Consider the following 19,150-nt stretch of genomic DNA (forward strand, 5'->3'; position numbering starts at 1 on the left):
CATGGCCGGCGGAGCCGACGTCTTCGTCCATCCCAACGCCCTGTGCGAAAGCACCGAGATCGGCGCCGGCACCCGTGTCTGGGCCTTCGCCCACGTGATGAAGGGGGCCAGGATCGGTTCGGGCTGCAACGTGGGCGACCACGCCTTCATCGAGGGCGGGGCGGTGCTGGGCGACCGGGTCACCGTCAAGAACCAGGTGATGGTGTGGGAAGGGATCACGGTGGAGGACGACGTCTTCCTCGGCCCCGGCATGGCCTTCACCAACGACCGCCACCCCCGCTCACCCCGCATGGAAGGGGCTCCCTCGGTCGCGGCGCGCTATGCCGAGAAGGCGAACTGGCTGGCCACCACCATCGTGCGCAAGGGCGCCGCCATCGGCGCGCGCGCCGTGATCTGCCCGGGTGTGACCATCGGTGCCTACGCCATGGTGGCGGCGGGGGCCGTCGTCACCCGCGACGTTCCCGCCCATGCCATGGTGGCTGGCAACCCGGCGGAGCAGAAGGGCTGGGTCTGCACCTGCGGCAAGCCGCTGGAATCCAAGCCCGAGACCGGTTCGACCTGCCGCTGCGGCAAGGACTGAGGCCATGTACAAGGGCCGCCGCGTCATCCTGATCGCTCCCGCCTACAACGAGGAGGTCAAGATCGCCGAGGTGGTTCGCCGGGCACCCCGCGACATCGTCGATACCGTGCTGGTGGTGGACGACGGCTCCACCGACGGCACCGCCCGGGCCGCCCGCGACAAGGGCGCCGAGGTGATCAGCCTGGGCGCGGTGCTGGGAGTGGGCGCCGCCATCCGCACCGGCTTCGACAAGGCCCGGGCCGAAGGCTTCGACATCGCCGTGGTCATCGCCGGCAACAACAAGGACTCGCCGGAAGAGATCACCCGTCTGCTCGACCCCATCTGTGACGATGACATGGATTTCGTCATGGGTTCGCGCTGGCGCGAAGGCGGTCGCCATGGCGGCGACATGCCCTTCTACCGCAAGATCGCCACCCGGCTGCATCCCATGCTGGTGGGCTTCTTCTGCGGCCATCGCATCACCGAAAGCACCAACGGCTACCGCGCCATGAAGGTCTCGGTGCTGGACGACCCGCGCATCGATCTGCGCCAGGCCTGGCTGGACCGCTACGAGCTGGAGGTCTACCTCCTGATGAAGCTGCTGCGCCTGGGCTATCGCTGCACCGAGGTGCCGGTCAGCAAGATCTATCCGCCCAAGGCCATCGGCAACACCAAGATGAAGCCGGGCATCGACTGGTGGCGCATGCTGCGCCCCATCTTCCTCATCGGCCTTGGCCTGAGGAAATAACCCCATGCGCCGCCTCGAGGCGATCCTGTCCTGGCTATGGGTCGTCGTGGCCCTGGCGGGGTTCCTCTACCAGTTCAAGGATCTCGTTGGACCCATCCTGAGACTGGTCGGCCTCTCATGATTGAGACACTTGTTCTCCTCCTGATGATCGGCGGCATGCTGGGCTGGGGGCTGATGCTCGACCGCGTGCTGGGCCTGGGCGGACCGGCTGTGGAGCGGCTGTCCCGCGCCTTGGTCATGGGGTTCGGCATCCTCGGCTGGCTCACCTTCTTTCCTGCACTGTTCCATCATCTGGAAATGCCGGTGCTGGCCGCCGTACCGGGGGCCGGCCTGCCCGGGCTGTGGCTGCTGCGCGGCCTTTCCCCGCCGCGGGCCGAGCGGTTCTCCGTCTGGACCTGGACCCTGGCCGCCCTGATCGCCGCCCTGGCCTTGGGCGATCTCCTGGAAGGATTGTCGCCGCCGGCCGATGCCGATTCCATGGCCTATCACTTCGCCACGCCCAAGCTGTTCCTGAAGAACGGCGGATTGTTCTTCATTCCCCGCGCCTCGGACGGGGCCGCGCCGCTGCTGCCGCAGATGACCTATATGCTGGCCCTGGGCCTGGGCGGCGAGCGGGCGCTCACCCTGTGGTGCATGCTCACCGGCTGGCTGCTGCCCTTCGCCACCTATGCCTATGGCCGGCGGCATCTCGATCGCGACTGGGCCCTGGCCCTGGCGGCGGCCGTCATGTCGCTGCCCGCTGTACTGTACGGGGCCGGAACGGGACAGGTCGAAGTTCGCACGGCGAGCTTCTGTATGGTGGCGGCCTTCGCCGCCGCCGATGCGGTGAAGGGGGCAGGATGGCGGGCGATTGTCCTGGCCGGACTGGCCAGCGGCCTATTCGTCGGCTCCAAGTACACGGGCCTGATATTCGCCACGTCGGTCGGCGCAGTTCTGCTGAAGGGAGGGCCGGGAGGACGTGTCACGCGAACGGTCCTCTACGGCCTGGCCGTTATTGCCGCTGGCGGCCAGTGGTACGGCTGGAACGGATGGAATACCGGCGATCCGGTCTATCCGATGCTCTTCGGGCTCGTTCCGTATCATCCGGGCGTACCTTGGAGTGCCGAGCAAGCGGATTACGTCCGCACCCATTTCTTCGCGGCAGAAATTCTTGTACCCAAAACCCTGTGGTGGTGGCTGGCGTATCCCGTACGGGTCCTGCTCGATGCCAACCCGACCTTCGAGGCGGGACGGACGGGACTGGGACCGCTCCCCCTGCTCATCACCCCTTTTGCACTTCTTGGTTTGCGGCATTTCCGCCGTTCCGCTCTCTCATCACCGCTCCTGCCGCTAGCGCTGATCGCGGTCACAACTTATTCCTTGTGGTTCTTTCTCGGGACGTCGCAAAGGGTACGCTTCCATCTCCCGGTCATCCCCATCGCTCTGCTTGTCCTGACCGTCGCCGCGGAGCGGGCGACCCGTGGGCATCCGTCGCGACTGCCCCTGGCGTGCTCTCTTGCCGCAACGCTCCTCTTGCAACTGGGCGCTCAGGGGGTCTTGGCACAGAATACCGGACGACGGATCATTGCCGGAGAGGACCGGACAGCATTCCTGGCGCGCAACCTGCCGGCCTTTTCCGTGGTCGCCCATCTGAACGCCACCCTGGGTCAGGACGTCAGGCTGCTGACGGTGCAGCGTGAACTGATCTATCTGTTCGAGATTCCGGTCTTTTACGCCCATCCCCATGTGGAGGCACGTATCGACCTGCGGGAGGACAACACCGATCCCACCCGGTTCTGGCGCCAGAGCCGCGCCCAAGGCGTCACCCACGTGCTGCTGGGCCCCATGAGCCTGCCCGACATGACATCCGTCGACGGCATCATCATGCTGACGGATGCGCTGGTCAGCCAAGACTGCGCCAGGGTGGTGGAAACCATGGAAAGCGTCCGGCTGGGGTCGCGGGCCCTGCACGCCCTGATGGGCGAGTCCAAGGCCTATTACCGGCTGGTCAGACTGGAGCCCACCACCTGCCGCTACGACACGCGCTGAAGGTGGTGCCGCAGGATCAAGCCGACAGCATCCGCCAGGGATGAGGCAACGGCATCGGGACGGTCAGGGCGACGCTCGTCGTACCCGTAATCAATGAAGACGGTGAAGCAGCCCGCCGCCTTGCCCGCTCCCACATCGCGCCAGCGATCGCCCACCATATAGCTGGCCGCCAGATCCAGATCCAAATCGAAGGCCGCATCCAGCAACATGCCCGGCTTGGGCTTATAGCAGCGGCAGCCGGGACCATCCTGCTCGAAACAGGCATAGATGCGGTCGATGGCCAGACCGTCCAGAATCAGGCGGTGCATGGATTCGACCACCTCGCGCGTCTGCTTTCCGGTGGCGACGTCGGGCTGGTTGGTGACGATGACGTTCGCGAAGCCGGCCTGACGCAACCGCTCCAACGCCTCGGGCACGCCGGGCAGGATTCGGAACTCATTCAGGTCGGCCGGTGGATAGGGGCGGCCCTCGCGGACCACCGAGTTGTTGATCACCCCGTCCCGATCGAGAAAGACCGCCGGCCGAGCCATTAGGGCTTCAGACCTTCCCACTTGGTTTCCTGGCGCTGCAGCCCGGGATGGGAGACCAGGCAATGCCAGACCACCGCCTGGAAGGCCTCGCTGTGCGGCGTGATGCGCGCGGGGTCGGCCACGGGAATGACGATGACGTTGTCACCGTTGCGGGCGGTGAAGCCCTCGGCCCGCCCCACCACGCCGAACACCTTCATGCCGCGCTCCTTGGCCTCGCGCACCGCATGGACCAGATTGGCGCTGACGTTGCGCTCGGCATCGCCGCCGCCCACCGACAGGACGAACAGGGCATCATCGGCCCGCGCGCGGCTGGTGCGCAGCCAGGCGACAAAGACGGTGTCCCAGCCCTCGTCATTGGTCCTGGCCGTCAGTTCCGACACATTGTCGATGGGAGCATACGCCTCGATCCCGCACAGCTTGCGGAAATCGTTGACGGCGTGGCTGCAATTGCCGGCACTGCCACCCACCCCAAGCAGGAACAACCGCCCTCCCCGCTCGCGCAGGGCGGCCAATTGGACGGCGAGAGCCTCGATGGCATCGCGATCGATGGCGGCGGCGATCTTAGCGACTTCATCGAAATAGGTCTTCGCGTGCATGTTCACTACCGTCATCCAGTCCAGGGAAGCCCGTTTCTAGACCTTGGGCGTCATCAGGGTCAAGCGCCGAGGAATTCTCCCGCCAGGACGTATTCCTCGCCGTTCATGCCGCGCTTGAAGGCGGCGATGCCCGGGGTCAGCCTGTCATCGATGCCCCCCAGGTCGAGCCTGCTCACGCCATGTCGGGGCAACTCCTCCACCGCCTGCCATAGCAGACGGTTGTTCGCCTTAAGCCGGCGCCCCGCCTCACCGTTCCATCCCACCAGATAAGTGGCGCATTGGCCGTGACGGGCCACAAGGATTCCGGCCACCGGCTCGGTGCCGTCCATCGCACGCAGAACCAGCAGATCGTCGGGACGGAAAGAATGGGCCGCCAGCGCCTCGATCAGGGCGGGCGGCGTGGCTCCGAATCCCCGTTCGGCCAGCAGCGTGCCGTAACGCTCCAGCATCCAGGGCAGAAAGTCGGGCGAGGATTCCACCGACAGCGCGGTCTTCTCCGAAGCGTTCAGCATGTTGCGCCACTTGCCATCCAGGCGCTTACGCAGTTCGGCCGGCTCCCGGGACAGATCCAGCCAGGCCGAGCGCCAGCAATCGGCGCGGCGGCGCAGAAAGGCGGGAAGCGGGCTGCCCAAGGGCAGTTCCGGGGCCAGGGACAGTGCGCCCAGACGGAACCAGCGCCAGGGGCGGCGCAACCGGCTGATCACCGCAAGTTTCCCGGCGATCGCCAATTCGTCCAGCCATACCGGCCCACGATTGAGACGACCCACCCGGACCAGCCCGGCGACCCGCTTTTCCAGCACCTGGGCCAGAGCCACCGGCCGGTCGCCGAAGCGGACCACGGCGCGGCGCGGCACCCACCCCTCCACCTGCCGTTTGGCCTCGCCATAGGCCCAGCTCTGCACCAGAGATGAGGCCGCAGCGTTGGCGAACATCACCTCCCACTCCGACCGGGTGGCGCCATCCCAGGAAACCGTCAGGCTCATGTCAACACCTTGGAATAGGCGGACCCCACCTGGTCGGGCGACAGCGCGCCATGCACGGGCAGCAAGAGCACCGAACGGCGCAAGGCCACGGCACCATGGACATGAGCCGGATCGCCGGCCACTTCCGGCGGCAGATCGGGCCAGCTTTCCACCGGCAGATGGGCGGCCCGCAAGGCCTGATAATGGCGGACCGCCAGCTCGGGCGACGCGGCGCGAAGCGCCATGCGGTAGGGAACCCAGTCGCCGGCCGGAAACAGCGGTTCCAGATCCGGCACTGCCGCCACCATCCGCCGCAGGACGGCCTCGTTTGCCCGGCGCCGAGCCGCCTCGCGTCCCAGGTCGCCGACCGCCAGCAGCCGGCGGGCCAGGCGGGAGGGGGCGACGGGCGGCTCCATGGAATGGGTGGCCGGATCCGTATTGAAATCCGCCTGTCCGCCCAGGGACAGGCACGGGCGCAAAGTGTCGGGGATCAAGGCCTGGATCAGACGCCGTCCCAGCCAACGCCAGTCGTCGGAGGCATTGGCGGGCTGCCCCAAGACCTCGGCCATGGCCGAGGTCCAGCCGGCGGCGCGTGACCGCATGACCAGAATTGCGCCTTCCGGCACCGCCAGCAGCTTGTGGGGCGAATACAGCACCATGTCCCCGGATTCATGGAGGCCAGGGCCAGGCATCAGCACGTGGGCGGCATCCTCGACCAGCAGCGCCCCCCGGTCATCGGCGAATTTCCGCGCCGCTCCCGGCTCGGCCGGGAAGCCGAAGGTATGGACCACCACCACCACGTCTATGGCACCCATTACCCCGGCGGCGGCCCAGTCCATGCCGCCATCGGAGCGCACCGGCAAAAAGGTCAGCTCGGCCCCGGTCTGACGCAACGGCCACAGGGACTGATTGCAGATCCAGCCCGGCAGCAACACCCTGGCCGGAGCGCCTCGACGGCGCGATACGGCCGTCGCCACCGCCGCCAGGGCCCAGGCGGAACGCGGGGTCAGGAACCCGGTATCCAGGGGTCTCAGCCAGGGTGAAACCAGCATCGCCCTATCCGGCCGGGCAAAGGCGGCTCGCCCCAGATCGGCCCAGTTCGGCAACGGCGCGGTGGTGATCATCGCGTCGCCTCCCAGCGCTCCAGTACCAGCAATGCCCAGACCAGCAAGGAACAATCCCGACGCCCGGCCCGATGGGCCGCCAGCAGGCGGTCCACGGCCTTCCACTCCAGGCCCAGGGCGGCCATGCGCTCCGGCACCAGACGCTCGGCCACCATGGCGGCCAACTCGTTCCTCAACCACAGGCCCATGGGGGGATTGAAGCCAAGTTTGGGACGATCGACGATCTCGGTTGGCAACAGCCGGCGGGCAACCGCCTTCAGCAGCGTCTTCTTGCCGGCGGCGAAACGACAGCGTGCGGACAAATTTTGGGTCAGTTCGATCAGGCGATGGTCAAGCAGCGGCAGGCGCAATTCCAGAGCATGGGCCATGCTCATTGCATCGCCATAGGCCATCAGGTTGCCGGGCAGGAAGGACAGCAGATCGGTCTCCTGCATGGCGTCCAGGGCATTGCCGCGACCGGTGGCCGTATAGATCCCGGCGATGGGGCGGCCGGGCAAGGTCCCGCCCAGCAGGGCCTGCCGTTCCGCCGGGCTGAAATATTCCACCCAGGACGCGTACATCTCGGCGTCGGGCAGTCCGGCGGACGCCACGAATTCGCGGATTCGGCGCAAGGTATGGTGGCCGGAGGTGCTTTCCGGCAGCAAGGCCACGACCGGCTCTATCACACCCTTGCGCAGGATCGCCGGAATGCGCCGCCACTTGGCCGCCAACAGGCCGCCCTGATAGCGGGGATAGCCGGCGAACACCTCGTCTCCACCATCGCCCACCAGGGCAACGGTGACATGCCGGCGGGCACTCTGCGACAGATCACCGATCAGCAGCGCGGTGGGATTGCCGAAAGGCTCTCCGAAAGCGGCGATCATGCGGTCAAGCCCGCCGACCAGCCCGGCGGAAGCCGGCAGTTCGCTATGGCGGGTTCCCACATGCCGCGACACCGCCTTGGCGGCGTCGCGTTCGTCATAGGCGGCCTCGGCGAAGGTCATGGTGAAGCTGGACACCGTGTCCCGCCCGAGTTCCTCGGCCATCAGGGCGGCGATCACCGAGGAATCGATGCCCCCCGAGAGGAAGCAGCCCACCGGCACATCCGACACCATGCACGACCTCACGGCCGAGCGCAGGGCCGGCATCAGTTCCTCCACCGCCTGATCAGGGGTCAGCACCCGCTCACCGGAAAAGGCCGGACGCCACCATTGATGGACCTCCGGCGGGCTTCCCGGCACGAAGCGCAGGAGATGGCCTGGGGCAAGCTTTCTGATCCCCGCATGGATGGTGCGGGGGGCGGGGACGTAAAGGCAGGCGAGGAATTGGCTCAGTGCCTCACGGTCGATAGCGAGATCAATGCCGGGCGCCTGGCTGAGCGCCCGGATCTCCGAGGCGAAGGCCAATCCGCCACCGGGCAGCGTCGCCCAGACCAGTGGCTTGATCCCCACCCGATCCCGGGCCAGCAGGACAGAACCGGTTTCGCGATCCAGCAGGCCGAAGGCGAACATCCCCACCAGCCGTTCCAGAGCCCCTTCGCCCAGACGCATCAGCAGGCGAAGCAGGACCTCTGTGTCGCTGCTGCTGGTGAAGTGCTCCCCCTTGGCCTCCAACTCGGCTCGCAATTGGGCGTGATTGTAGATTTCACCGTTGAAGGCAATGACCCATCGTCCGCAGGGCGAGACCATGGGCTGGCGCCCGCCTTCGCTCAAATCGATCACCGCCAGACGGGTATGGGCGAGGCCGAAACCGGTTCGCTCGCAGATGAACACACCATTGCCATCCGGGCCACGGTGGGCCAAGCGATCGAGCATCCCGGCCAGGAGCTGCGGTGTGGCGCCGCTGGTTCCAGCTATTCCGCACATGGCGACCAATCCTGAACGGCGGCATTTTCAAGCATCGGCCATCTCCGCCAGACCTGACGAGGGCGCCTGGGCGTGGCTGCCTTCCACATGCAGGCGAATGGTCAGTTCGAGAGCCGTCAGGGCGTAAAGCCGGAACGCGTCGGCGCCCGGGCGGGCCAGCAGCCGATCGATCCCCCGCTCCGTCCACCAGCCGCGATCAAGGGTTTCCCGGCGAGTAAGCAGACGCCGGGCCGGAGCGGCCAAGCCCCCGGTAGCGAACCAGGCGGGCACCGGCGAGGCGAACCCCTGCTTGGGTGCGTCCAGCAGCGCGGATGGCAGAAAATCGGCGGCAATCGCCCGTTCCAGCGCCTTCTGCCGGCCGCCGGGCGTGCGGATGGCGGGGGGAACGGCCAGGGCGGCCTCGACCAGCCGGTGATCGAGCAGCGGCACCCGCCCCTCCACCGAATGGGCCATGGTGGTGCGGTCCAGCAGGCACAGCAGGTCGTCGGGCAGATAGGTGTTGATCTCGGCGTAAAGCGCCCCGCTGTCGGCCGGCCCGTCGAATTCGGCGAAATAGGCCGATTGCGCCGGAGAGGGCAAGGACAGGCGCCCACCCAGAACCGCCATGACCGGCGGCGGAAACAAGGTGGAATGATCGAACAGATAGGCCCCACGGTCGCGATCGAACTTCTCGGCCCGGGCCAATTGCCAGGCCCGGAAGGGCTGGACCGTCGCGACCAGCGACTCGGCCGCCTTGCGCAGCGGGCGGGACAGACCCAACCAGCGCGTCTCGACCGGCAGGCGGAAATAGCGGCCATAGCCCGCGAACAGTTCGTCGCCGCCGGTACCGTTCAGCACCACTCTGGTCTCGCGGCCGATCACCTCGTTGATCAGATAATTGGGCAGCAGCGAAGCGTCGGCCAGGGGCTCGTCGGCATGCCAGCAAAGGCGGGGAAGCAACTGGGCGGCGCTGTCGGTGGACAGCTCGAAGACCGTGTGATCGGTGCCGTAGCGCTGGGCCACCGCGGCAGCCAGCGGCGTCTCGTCGACCCGGGCCCCGAGGAAGCGCACCGTATAGGTCTTGAGCGGTCGGTCCAGTTCCCGGGCCGCCATTGCCACCAATAGGCCGGAATCCAGCCCACCCGACAGCATGGCCCCAACGGGCACGTCCGAGCGCAATTGCAGCCGCACCGAATCGGCCATCACCTCCACCAGTCTGGCGCGAATGCCTGCCTCGTCACCCGGCAGGTCGGCCACCGGCGTGGGACGCCAGTAGCGCTCGATGGAAATCTCGCCATCCCGATTCACCGTCATCCGCGATGCCGGCGGCAGCTTGAACACACCCTTGTACAAGGTGGCGGGAGCCGGGACGTAGCCATGGGCCAGGAAAGCGGCAACCGACGCTTCGTCCACCTCGGGCCAGGCCAATCCCGAGGCGAACAGCGCCTTGATCTCCGAGGCGAACAACACACCGCCGCCCGCCGTGCGGGTCCAGTACAGCGGCTTGACCCCCAGGCGGTCGCGGACCAGCGTCAGGCGGTGCTCGCCGCGCTGGTAAAGGGCCATGGCGTACATGCCGTTGAGGTCATCGACGAAATCGGGACCTTTGGCGACAAAGGCCTCCAGCGCCGGTTCCATGTCGCCTTCGGTATGGAAAACATGGCCCTTGGCACGCAGTTCGGCCCTTAATTCCCGGTAGTTATAGACCTCGCCATTGCCAAGCAGAACGGTCTCGCCGCCATTGCGGACCAACGGCTGGCCACCGGTGGCCAGATCGATGATCGCCAAACGCGCGAATCCGGCCTGGAAGCGGCGATCCTCCGAGACATGACGACCAACGCCGTCGGGTCCCCGATGACGGATACGGTTCAGCATCCCATCCAGACGGGCCTCGACCACGCCGGCGGCGCGGGGCAGGAACAACCCGGCAAAGCCGCACATGTCAGGCCCTCGCCATGAGGTTCGGGGAGATGGGCGGCCGGCGGCGCGCTATCCGGGCTAAGGTCATGAACATGGAATGCTTTTAGCGGAGACTCGGGGCGGACACCATAGGTGATCGCAGCGCGACCAGTCGGGCCGAAAGGCTAGGTCTTCGGCAATCCAGCCGACCGCCAAACCTCCGAGCCGGGCAGCGGAACCTCCGCCGTTTCCAGGCCCGCGATGGCGGCACGGCCCATGGCCAACACCGCCTCCTCGGCGCTGCCGCCGATATGGGGAGTGGCCAGCACGTTGGGCATGGCCAGCAATTCGCGGTCTTCCGGCGGCTCGCCGTTGAAGACGTCCAGGCCAGCACCCGCCAACTTGCCCTCGGCCAGCATGGCCTTCAGGGCCGCCTCGTCCAACAGCCCGCCTCGGGCGCAATTGATCAGCACCGCGTCGGGCCGCATCAATGCCAGCTTTTCCACCGACAGAAGGTTGGAGGTGGACGCATCCAACGGCAGATGCAGCGTCACCACGTCGGCACGGGCCAGCAATTCGTCCAACCCCACCTTTTCAACGCCATGCGCCGCGTAGAACTCCGGGAAATCGCGAATGTCGTGGGCCAGCACCGAGCATCCGAAGGCCCGCAACAGAACCGTCAGGTCCTTGCCGATATGTCCACAGCCGACAATGCCGACCGTGCGGTCCGAGAGGTGGCGCCCCATCAACTGGCGCCAGCCGCCGGCCCGTACCTCCTGATTGCCTTGGGGAACGCGACGCAGCAGGGAGATCGCCATGGCGATAACCAACTCGGATACCGAACGTCGGTTGACGCCGCCGGTCCAGCCCAGACGGACGCCGTGGTCGCGCATGGCGGCAAGATCGATCATGTCTAGCCCGACACCATACTTTCCTACCACCCGCAATTCCGGCAAGGCGGCGAAGAAGGCGCCGTCCAGCCGCTCCAGGGCCGTTACGGCGCGGTCGTGACCGCGCACGAACTCGATCAAATCCTGTCCCGCCAGGCTGACCCCGGCATCATTGAAGGTGATGTCGTCATAGCGGGCCTGCAATTCGGCCCGCAGCACCGGATGGCGCGAGAAAGAGCGGGAGCAGACCGCGATGCGGGTCATGACGCCAAATCCGCGAGAGCCTGATCCAACCGGTCGAAATGCTCGATCACCCGGTCGGCGCCCAAGTCCTCGATGCCGTCCTTGCTGTAGCCGAAAGCCACCGCGACCACCGGCAGCCCGGCATCGCGGGCGGCGGCCACGTCGGTTTCGCTGTCGCCCACATAGGCGGCGCGAAGACCGGCGGCCCCCATGCGGGCCAGGGTCTCGCTGACATGACGGCCATCGGGCTTGCGGAAGGGCAGGGTATCGCCCCCCACCACCGCGGTGAACAAGCCGCTCAGATCCAGGGCATCGAGAACCAGGCGGGTGACACCCTCGGGCTTGTTGGTGCAGATGCCGAGCAGGGCGCCCGTCGCCTTCAGCCGGCGCAGCGCCTCGACGGCGCCGGGATAGACCACCGTATCGACCACCGGCCGCGCCGAATAGGCCGCCAGGTAATCGGTCAATGCGGCTTCAAGGCCTTCATCGGGCCCACCAGTGGCGGCGAAGGCGCGTTCAAGCATGACGCGAGCCCCCTCCCCCACCATCAGGCGAACCTCGTCCAGGGACAACGACCGGCGCCCTCGTCCACCCAACATGGTGTTCAAGGCATTGCGCACGTCCGGAACACTGTCGATCAGCGTTCCGTCCAAGTCGAAAACCACGGCCCCGAAGACCATGTCCCTCTCCCTCACCGGGTGGAAGCGCGGGGAGCATACAGCCCCTGCTCGACGAACCACTGTCCAATCGCCTGGCCGGCAATACGGTGCCCGGCCTCCGACCAGTGCCCGTCATGGGCAAAATGGGTTCCCTCCAGCCCCGCCTGCTTGAACTGAGGGAACAGATCCAGGGTCTTGATGCCGCGGGCGTTCAGCGCCTCCGCCTCGGCGAGGCGCATGTCGCGGAAATAGGTGTTGCCGTCGCGAATCTCGAAACGGGCAGGGAACAGCACCACCAGGAAAGGAACCTCGGGGGGAACCATGGCCCTCAGGCCCTTCAGGGCATCGGCGGTGGTTTCCACCATGCGATGCGCCTCTTCGGGCGAATGGTTGGCATGCAAGACGAGTTCCGTGCTTTTCACCAGCCCCAGGGCCAGAAGCCCCCTCTCGATCACCCCGACTCGTTTAAGAGAGACCGCAAAGAAGTTATAAAGTGCCGAATGCGCGGTCAGGAACATCTTGGTGGTCATGGGGTCGAGCAGTTCACCCAGGCCGGGAGCAGGCGGCGGACGATGGGCCGCCTCCTCGGCCGCGCGCACTTCGGCGTCACAATCATAGACCTTCATGCGGTTTTCGATGGTGAGCCCCACCACCACCGCCGCCGGCACCACGTCCTTGGGCATGCGGGCATAGATCGCCTTCCAGCCACAGACGTTGGTTCCCGGTCCCGCCACGTTATAGGTCCTGGCCTCAATCACGTCCGCTATGACCTGGGTATAGATCCGCTCGCGGTCTACCCCCCAACCGAAGGACATGGAATCACCGATCACCCAGATCCGCCCGTCGGCCGCGGCAACCGGCTCGTCGTTGCGCAGACCGGATTCGTTAATACGGATGCGGCTGCGAAAATCGCCGTTGTTTTGCGAGAAATAACCGTCGAAACCAGGTCGCCCCAGCGTGACGGCGGCGTATCCCGGGGTGTGAACCGGCACCATGAACCAAGCGGAGGAATATTCCCGCCAGTTGGGCATGGCAACCCGCAGGATGACTTCCGCCATCGCCCCCAGCAGCAGCAACCCGACCAGCAGCGCCACAAGGGCGCCCAACGCCGATGGTTTGACCTTGTCCTTCATCTCTCTCAGCCCCGCTTGCGTCCGATCATGTCGAAGAGCGCCCCCTCACGAGCGAAGGTGGCCAGCCACGAGGTCTGAGTCACCGTACGCTGGTAGATATTTCCCGGGCTGGTCTGGTCGAACAGGCCGGGCGCGTCCTCGCCGTCGGTCCCCAGAATGGCGGGCGAGCAGTTCAGGAAGTCCACATGGTTTTCCTCGAACCATCCCAGCGTCTCGTCGATGGAATGCCAGGTCTCGTGCGGATTGTAGTACTGGTCCTTGATCCAGATATCGGCCTTGCGGGCATCCTGGATGCGATTGCGCACCACGTAATCGATGCGGTTGCCGAACAGTCGGATCAGCTTGGAGCGGATCCATGTGGGCAGACGGGCCGGACGGTTGTACAGCCCGACCATGATGATGCCGCCGGGCTTAGCCTTGCGGACGATCTGGCCGAAGGCGCGCCGCGCGTCGAAGGTGTGGTGCAGCACGCCATGGGAAATCACCACGTCGAAGCTGTTGTCCTTGATGGACAGGTCGAAGATGTTCATCTGGGCAAAGGCGCTGCGCGGCAGGTCGTTGCGCAGTTTGTGTTCCATGGCCAGGCCCAGGCTGGCCAGGCACATGTCGATGCCCAGGACGTGATTGTTGTTCAACTGCAGGAAGTGACTGAGCTGGCCGGTGCCGCAGCCGCATTCCAGCACGGTCTTGTTGTAGCCGATGGCCTTCAGCAGCTGGGCCGAGAACGGATTGCGGCCGCCCTTGTTGACCAGTTCGCCGAATTCCTCGAGGCCCTCGTAGCTGGGAATGGGGTTCTCCTCGTAGAACGAACGCACGCGGGCGGTGACCTCCTCACCCTCGCCGGGTGGCGGCTGGTAGAGCGACGGTACGCCCCGGATATGCTCGTAGATTTTGCCGGAGAGAGTCCCACGCAAACCGCCGTCCACCAGTTCCAGCCCCGATTCGTCGGGGCCGCCGGGCTCCTTCAGGCAGGCCAGGATACGCGGGGAGAACAGCGGTGTTGACGCGACGGCGCCGTCTTGGACTGGGGCCATCACTGCTTCTCCTTCCACAGAACCTTGTTGCCCAACACCAGCATGTCCATCTCGGTTCCCATGAAGCAGCGATAGGCGTCGTCGGGAGTACAGACGATGGGCTCGTCACGGACATTGAAGCTGGTATTGACCAGAATTGGGCAGCCGGTACGGGCCTTGAAGGCCTCCAGAAGACGATAGAACTGGGGATTACTCTCCGGATGTACCGTCTGGATACGGGCGGAATAATCCACGTGAGTCACCGCCGGAATGGAGCTGCGCACCTGGTTTAGCCGCTCGAGACCCTGCAAGGCGGCCTCTTCGGCACCGAGAGTGCGGCGGTGTTCCTCCAGGACCGGAGCGACGATCAGCATGTAAGGGCTATCCCCGTCCAGACCGAACCATTCGCCCACATGCTCGCGCATCACGGCCGGCGCGAAGGGGCGGAAGCCCTCGCGGTATTTGATCTTCAGATTGAGCATGCGCTGCATGCGCTCGGAGCGGGGATCCCCCAGGATCGAGCGGTTGCCCAAAGCACGCGGTCCGAATTCCATCCGACCCTGGAACCAGCCCACCACCTTGTCCGAGGCCAGAGCCTCGGCGACAGTGGAAAACAGGTCGGCGTCGGATACGTCGCTCCACACCGCGCCGCGAGCGGTCAGCGCCTCGGCCACCTGGGCCTCGTCGAAGGCCGGACCCAGATACGAGCCCTGCATGGAATCGCCAGCGGCGGCCACCACCCTGGGAACACCCCCCTTGGTGTGTGAAACCGCCAGGGCCACGCCCAGCGCGCCGCCGGCATCGCCCGCCGCCGGTTGGATCCAGATGTTCTTGAACGGTCCTTCCCGCAGCAGCCGGCCATTGGCGACACAGTTCAACGCCACGCCACCGGCCATGCACAGATTGTCCATCCCGGTCTCGCGGTGCAGCGTCCGGGCGACGCGCAGCACCACTTCCTCGGTCACCGCCTGGACCGAACGGGCCAGGTCCATATGGCGCTGGGTCAGCGGCTCCGCGGATTTGCGCGGCGGACCGCCGAACAGCAGGTCGAAGGCGCCATTGGTCATGGTCAGCCCGGTGCAGTAGTTGAAATACTGCATGTCCAGGCGGAACGAACCGTCATCCTTCAGGTCCAGCAGCTTGTCCAGCATCAGCTGCGCATATTTCGGCTCGCCATAGGGTGCCAGCCCCATGACCTTGTACTCGCCTTCATTGACCTTGAAGCCGAGGTAGTAGGTCAGGGCGGAATACAGCATGCCGATGGAATGGGGGAAGCGGATCTCCCGATCCAGCGTCAGGGTGGCACCCTCACCCCGCCCCATGGTCGTGGTGGCCCATTCGCCGACGCCGTCCATCACCAACACCGCCGCCTTGTCGAAGGGCGACGGGTAGAAGGCGCTGGCGGCATGGGAGTGGTGGTGGAAACTGAACAATATCTGCCCGGGACTCACCTTGCCCCGGTCGAGTCCGTTAAGGCCGTCGCGGATCAGATCCTTTTGCAGGATCTTTTCCTTCACCCAGACCGGAATGGCCGCGACGAACGAACCAAAGCCGCGCGGCGCGAAGGCAAGGTAGGTTTCCAGCAGCCGGTTGAAGGTCAGGAGCGGCTTGTCGTAGAAGGCGGCATAATCCACCTGATCCAGGGAAATTCCCGCCTGATCCAGGCAATAGGCGATGGATCTGGCGGGAAAACCGGAATCGTGCTTCTCACGGGTGAAACGCTCCTCCTGGGCGGCGGCGATGACCACGCCGTCGCGGACCAGGGCTGCCGCGCTGTCATGATAGAAGGCGGAAATACCAAGGACGATCATGGATACCGGCCGTCAGAAGATAGCGTAGATGAAGGGGGCGATAGCGGTGCTTTGCGCCGCGACCAGCAACAGACCCAATGCCAGCAGGCCCAGAATGATCGGGGCAAGCCAGAATTTCCGATAGACCTGCATGAACTTGAACAATTGGCCAAGGACGGAAAGCATTGCCGGCTCCGTAATTCGCTAGAAAAGATCGTCGAGGGTATCGGTGGTGGATTGCCGCTGAACTGGGGTCCAGTAGGTCCCATCCCCAGGCATCCTGTCCCGCTGCATGGGGTCCTTCCCGAGCGCGCGGAGTATAAACCCGACCGGTGTGACCAGGAGGTAAAAAAACAGGCCGAGCAGCAGATGATTGCTCACATGTCCCACCGCCCCCCCCACCAGCCGCCACAGCCGGTTGAACGGCATCAGCAAGCCGGGCATGACCAGCGCAACGGCCAGGAAGCCCACCGCCCAGGCCCACGCCCAGGTCAGCCAATGCTGGAAGACCACGCCGGCGACCACGAAGATGACGGCGAACACGCCGGCAAAGGTCAGGCCAAAGGCCCGGTCGGTCTGTTTGGGTGGCTTCATGACGGTTCCTCAAGCTTCCAGCGCGCCTTCCAGGCAGGATCGGCGCAATAGATTCGATAGACCAGTTCCATGGTCCGCAACGCCTGCAACGAGGAACCGTCCTCAACCGGGCGACCCTCCGTCACGCAGCGGGCAAAATCGGCGATCTCATCGGCCCAGGACGGGTCGTGATTATAGCGGGTGGTCTGTTCACGCGGATCACCGCCGCCATCCTCGTCGGCCCAGACCACGGTCAGGGTTTCGGCGCCATAGCTCTTGGAGCCCGAGAGAATGCCCGACAGGATCAGGCCACCCCTCTCCAGGGTGACCTCCAGGCGGAAACGATGCCGCCACTGGGTGGCCGAAGAATGCAGCATGGCAACCACGCCGGACTCGCTCCGCATCAGGGCGTAGGCGTTGTCCTCCACGTCATGCCCCCAAAAGCCGTTGGAGATCACGGAGTGGATATCGGTGAACTCGCCGGCGAACAGCCGCATCAGGTCCACCATATGGATGCCCTGGTCCAACAGGATGCCGCCACCGGCAATGGCGCGCTTCGAGCGCCAGTCGCTCTGGCCGAAACTGATGACCTTGGACTTGCCGTAGGCCCCCTTGATGTCGATCACCCGGCCCAGCTCGCCCGAACGCATATGGGCCAGGGCATCGCGCACCGAATCATGGTAACGGTGGTTGAAGCCGTATTTGAGCTTCAGGCCGGGATGGCGCTTTTCCACCGCGATCACGCTCTGGATATCGGCCACGTCGCGGCCCGGCGGCTTCTCGCAGAAGACATGCAGGCCGCGCTCCAGCCCCGCACGGGTCACCTCGGCGGCCACATCGTTGGTCAGACAGACGAACAGGACGTCCAGAGTCTGATCCAGCAGCCTCTCCCAACCGACGAAGGCGGGAATTCCATCGTCCAGGGTCCCATCCTCTGCGAAGGCGCGGTCACACACCGCCACCGTGACCATGTCGTCACGGGCATCGATGTGCTGGCGCCGTCGCCGTCCCACCACGCCGTAACCGGCGATACCGACCCGCAGCCTGGTCATGCCGGAAGGTCCAGATAGCGGGCCGTCGCCGGATCGGCACGCAGCATGGATTCTCCGCGCGCCAGATCGGCGGGCGTATCGACGCCGACAGTCTCGATATCGCTCCTGACGATGCGGATGGGCAGGCCGTGCTCCAGGGTGCGCAGCATGTCGATGCCCTCGGCGATTTCCAGAGGGGTGCGCTCCAATGCGCCGAAGCGGGTCAGGAAGGATGGCTTGAAACCGATCACCCCGGTCTGCTGGTAGACAGGCACCTCGGGTTGGCGCACCCGGGAGGGAATGGGCGAGCGCGAGAAGAAAAGGGCGCGGCCGTCAGGTGCGCTGCACACCTTTACCGCGTTGGGATCGTCGTGATCCTCGGGCCGATACAGCCGGGTGGCGAGGTTGACGACCTGATCACCGGTGCGGGCGTAGGTCTCCACCACCTCGGCCATCATCTCGGGCGTCACCATGACCTCGTCGCCCTGGACCATCAGCACCAGATCCGCGTCGTTCAAGCTCTCGCCCATGTTGGCGATGGCCTCCACCGTGCGATCGACGCAGCCGGGATGGGTGTCGGCGGTCATCACCGCCTCGCCGCCCGCCGCGACCACCGCATCGAAAATCTCCTGGTCACAGGTGGCCACCGCCACCCGATCGACACCCGCGGCAAGGCGGCAGCGGTGCCAGACGTGCAGGATCAGGGCGAGGCCCAGCATGGGCTTCAGCGGCTTGCCGGGAAAGCGGCTGGAGGCCATGCGGGCGGGAATGACGCAGACTGTTCTCATGGCGCGACCTTGGCGACGGCCGCCAGGGCGGTCCGGATGGCGATGGCGTCGGTGCCGTAGGCGATGAAGCGGAAACCTTCGGCCTTGCGGGCCTCGAGCTCGGCGGCGACCGTGGCAACCTGATGAATACCAAGGGCCTTGCCGTGCAGGCGGCAAGCCTCCCTGACCCGGACGAGCGAGTCCTTATACCCCGGGGTGGTGAAGTCGCCCGGCTGTCCCAGGCTGGCCGACAGGTCGTAAGGTCCAAGGAAAAGGGCGTCCACCTCGGGCAGGGCGGCGATGGCGGCGGCGGCCTCCACTCCGGCCATGGTCTCGATCTGCGGCACGATGACCGGACTGAAGCCGGTCAGGTAATCCTGGAAGTGAGCGCCCCACTCGTTGCAGCGCGACAGGCCGACGCCGCGCCGCCCCTTGGGCGGATAGAGGCAATGGTTCAGGAAGCCGGAAAACGCCTCGGCGCTTTCCACCACCGGCACGATCAGTCCGGCGGCGCCGCCATCCAACAAGCGTCGGGCCAGATAGGGATCGGCCGAGGTCAGGCGGGCCAGCGGGGCAACACCGAAACGCTCGGCGGCGCGGAAGGCCGCGCAGGCTTCGCGCACCCCGGCCGAACCGTGCTCCATATCGACCGCCAGCCAATGGAAACCCAGCGAGGCCATGATCTCGGCGACCTCGTCGGACGAAGTGGTCAGCCAGGCCCCCACCAGGGTCTCGCCCTCGGCCATACGGTGCTTCAGCGGGTTGCCCATTCCCGATTCCCC

The 19,150-nt window shown here is 65.8% G+C and carries 19 protein-coding genes; 3 read left to right on the plus strand and 16 right to left on the minus strand.

The annotated features are described in order from the left end of the window. The first annotated feature begins 1 nt into the window (after position 1). From ACV4UZ_RS16700 to ACV4UZ_RS16710, 3 genes are all read left to right on the plus strand, one after another. The gene (locus ACV4UZ_RS16700) at positions 2-580 is read left to right on the plus strand and encodes an acyltransferase (protein WP_491601919.1); all 579 of its coding nucleotides are present in this window, start codon (positions 2-4) and stop codon (positions 578-580) included. A gap of 4 nt (positions 581-584) precedes the next feature. Beyond that, positions 585-1,307, plus strand: a complete 723-nt coding sequence (locus tag ACV4UZ_RS16705) for a glycosyltransferase family 2 protein (RefSeq protein ID WP_491601920.1) — start codon at positions 585-587, stop codon at positions 1,305-1,307. A gap of 117 nt (positions 1,308-1,424) precedes the next feature. Next, positions 1,425-3,335 (plus strand): hypothetical protein, encoded by a 1,911-nt coding sequence (locus tag ACV4UZ_RS16710; RefSeq protein WP_491601921.1) that lies wholly within the window; start codon positions 1,425-1,427, stop codon positions 3,333-3,335. On the opposite strand, the gene ACV4UZ_RS16715 is transcribed toward ACV4UZ_RS16710, so the two are convergent. The 16 genes from ACV4UZ_RS16715 to ACV4UZ_RS16790 all read right to left on the minus strand — a co-directional run bounded on the left by ACV4UZ_RS16715 (position 3,320) and on the right by ACV4UZ_RS16790 (position 19,138). Then, the gene (locus ACV4UZ_RS16715) at positions 3,320-3,865 is read right to left on the minus strand and encodes a D-glycero-alpha-D-manno-heptose-1,7-bisphosphate 7-phosphatase (protein WP_491601922.1); all 546 of its coding nucleotides are present in this window, start codon (positions 3,863-3,865) and stop codon (positions 3,320-3,322) included. The genes ACV4UZ_RS16710 and ACV4UZ_RS16715 overlap by 16 nt on opposite strands. Beyond that, positions 3,865-4,461 carry an SIS domain-containing protein gene (locus ACV4UZ_RS16720; RefSeq protein ID WP_491602433.1) on the minus strand — a complete coding sequence of 199 codons (597 nt, stop codon included), beginning with the start codon at positions 4,459-4,461 and terminating at the stop codon, positions 3,865-3,867. Before ACV4UZ_RS16720 ends, ACV4UZ_RS16715 begins: the two co-directional genes overlap by 1 nt. Before the next feature lie 59 nt (positions 4,462-4,520). Continuing rightward, entirely contained in the window at positions 4,521-5,444 is a 924-nt protein-coding gene (locus tag ACV4UZ_RS16725; protein ID WP_491601923.1) for a lipid II:glycine glycyltransferase FemX, read from the minus strand. Continuing rightward, positions 5,441-6,547 carry a hypothetical protein gene (locus tag ACV4UZ_RS16730; RefSeq protein WP_491601924.1) on the minus strand — a complete coding sequence of 369 codons (1,107 nt, stop codon included), beginning with the start codon at positions 6,545-6,547 and terminating at the stop codon, positions 5,441-5,443. The genes ACV4UZ_RS16725 and ACV4UZ_RS16730 overlap by 4 nt, the downstream gene beginning before the upstream one ends. Continuing rightward, positions 6,544-8,391: an asparagine synthase (glutamine-hydrolyzing) gene (gene asnB / locus ACV4UZ_RS16735; protein WP_491601925.1), complete on the minus strand. Its 1,848-nt coding sequence runs from the start codon at positions 8,389-8,391 to the stop codon at positions 6,544-6,546. Before asnB (ACV4UZ_RS16735) ends, ACV4UZ_RS16730 begins: the two co-directional genes overlap by 4 nt. Positions 8,392-8,418: 27 nt before the next feature. After that, a complete protein-coding gene (gene asnB, locus ACV4UZ_RS16740; RefSeq protein ID WP_491601926.1) occupies positions 8,419-10,311 on the minus strand; it encodes an asparagine synthase (glutamine-hydrolyzing) in 1,893 nt (630 codons plus the stop codon). A gap of 143 nt (positions 10,312-10,454) precedes the next feature. Next, complete coding sequence (locus ACV4UZ_RS16745) at positions 10,455-11,423, minus strand: phosphoglycerate dehydrogenase (RefSeq protein ID WP_491601927.1); 969 nt, start codon at positions 11,421-11,423, stop codon at positions 10,455-10,457. Next, positions 11,420-12,082: a phosphoglycolate phosphatase gene (gene gph, locus ACV4UZ_RS16750; RefSeq protein ID WP_491601928.1), complete on the minus strand. Its 663-nt coding sequence runs from the start codon at positions 12,080-12,082 to the stop codon at positions 11,420-11,422. The genes ACV4UZ_RS16745 and gph overlap by 4 nt, the downstream gene beginning before the upstream one ends. 11 nt (positions 12,083-12,093) lie before the next feature. Then, a complete protein-coding gene (locus tag ACV4UZ_RS16755) occupies positions 12,094-13,194 on the minus strand; it encodes an SGNH/GDSL hydrolase family protein (protein ID WP_491601929.1) in 1,101 nt (366 codons plus the stop codon). A gap of 5 nt (positions 13,195-13,199) precedes the next feature. Beyond that, positions 13,200-14,228 carry a class I SAM-dependent methyltransferase gene (locus ACV4UZ_RS16760; RefSeq protein WP_491601930.1) on the minus strand — a complete coding sequence of 343 codons (1,029 nt, stop codon included), beginning with the start codon at positions 14,226-14,228 and terminating at the stop codon, positions 13,200-13,202. After that, on the minus strand, positions 14,228-16,018 hold the full coding sequence (locus ACV4UZ_RS16765) for a carbamoyltransferase family protein (protein WP_491601931.1): 1,791 nt from the start codon (positions 16,016-16,018) through the stop codon (positions 14,228-14,230). The genes ACV4UZ_RS16760 and ACV4UZ_RS16765 overlap by 1 nt, the downstream gene beginning before the upstream one ends. 12 nt (positions 16,019-16,030) lie before the next feature. Beyond that, positions 16,031-16,183, minus strand: a complete 153-nt coding sequence (locus ACV4UZ_RS16770) for a DUF5989 family protein (protein ID WP_491601932.1) — start codon at positions 16,181-16,183, stop codon at positions 16,031-16,033. A gap of 18 nt (positions 16,184-16,201) precedes the next feature. Continuing rightward, positions 16,202-16,591, minus strand: a complete 390-nt coding sequence (locus ACV4UZ_RS16775; protein WP_491601933.1) for an SxtJ family membrane protein — start codon at positions 16,589-16,591, stop codon at positions 16,202-16,204. Then, positions 16,588-17,622 carry a Gfo/Idh/MocA family protein gene (locus tag ACV4UZ_RS16780; RefSeq protein ID WP_491601934.1) on the minus strand — a complete coding sequence of 345 codons (1,035 nt, stop codon included), beginning with the start codon at positions 17,620-17,622 and terminating at the stop codon, positions 16,588-16,590. The genes ACV4UZ_RS16775 and ACV4UZ_RS16780 overlap by 4 nt, the downstream gene beginning before the upstream one ends. Continuing rightward, on the minus strand, positions 17,619-18,389 hold the full coding sequence (locus tag ACV4UZ_RS16785) for a 3-deoxy-manno-octulosonate cytidylyltransferase (protein ID WP_491601935.1): 771 nt from the start codon (positions 18,387-18,389) through the stop codon (positions 17,619-17,621). The genes ACV4UZ_RS16780 and ACV4UZ_RS16785 overlap by 4 nt, the downstream gene beginning before the upstream one ends. Then, positions 18,386-19,138: an HpcH/HpaI aldolase family protein gene (locus tag ACV4UZ_RS16790; RefSeq protein WP_491601936.1), complete on the minus strand. Its 753-nt coding sequence runs from the start codon at positions 19,136-19,138 to the stop codon at positions 18,386-18,388. The genes ACV4UZ_RS16785 and ACV4UZ_RS16790 overlap by 4 nt, the downstream gene beginning before the upstream one ends. Between the last annotated feature and the right edge of the window lie 12 nt (positions 19,139-19,150).

The organism is Paramagnetospirillum sp. (assembly GCF_058402745.1).